General features: G+C 39.8%; 2 pseudogenes. One reads left to right on the top strand and one right to left on the bottom strand.

Annotation, left to right across the window (positions count from 1 at the left end):
• Positions 1-86: 86 nt before the first annotated feature.
• Positions 87-335: pseudogene (locus tag HCR01_RS38235) on the top strand (sodium:proton antiporter); the annotation flags it as partial.
• 123 nt (positions 336-458) lie between these two features.
• On the opposite strand, the pseudogene HCR01_RS38230 reads toward HCR01_RS38235, so the two are convergent.
• Positions 459-560: pseudogene (locus tag HCR01_RS38230) on the bottom strand (DUF3124 domain-containing protein); the annotation flags it as partial.

The following is a 560-nucleotide window of genomic DNA, read 5'->3' as shown; positions in this document are numbered from 1 at the left end:
CAAGGGAAACTACAGTACACAACGTGTAAGATTTAACTCTAATTCTTCTGCTTAATTGTTTGTTACATACTTATAAATTTTCTCCACGACTTACTTATCAGGTACGAATTGCCGGAGCGGAAAAGGCACTGCGGGAATTTTATAATCGTCGCCCTGATGAGTTGGAAGGCAAAAATGGTGATCTCAGTAAACTTGATGCCATTCGTCGCCGTTTACTGCTGGCTGAAAAAGGAGCGCTTAATGAGGCAATGCGGAAGCGAATTCTCTCAGAAGAAATTGTGCGAAGGCGGATACAAGCTATTGATGAACAATTGCTTCGACTTGATGATGACTAGGTAGTTGTTGAGGATGGGGCATTGGGGCAGAGGTGGATAAACGAGCCTTTGAGGTGGATTAATAAATCTTTGAACTTCTTTAATGAACCTTTGAGCTTCATTAGACTTTTTTAAGAGTTTTATTTAAGGCGATCGCTGATTACTAGTCTGATTTTTAATTACCCTACTAGGACTGATAAAAGAAATTCCTTGTTGAAAGTCAGTACCAATCATGATTGCCTCTAC

It is taken from the genome of Nostoc sp. MG11 (assembly GCF_014904695.1).
Lineage (GTDB): Bacteria > Cyanobacteriota > Cyanobacteriia > Cyanobacteriales > Nostocaceae > Komarekiella.
The sequence above is the reverse complement of the archived record's forward strand: the minus strand, read 5'-3'. Positions and strand labels throughout refer to the sequence as shown.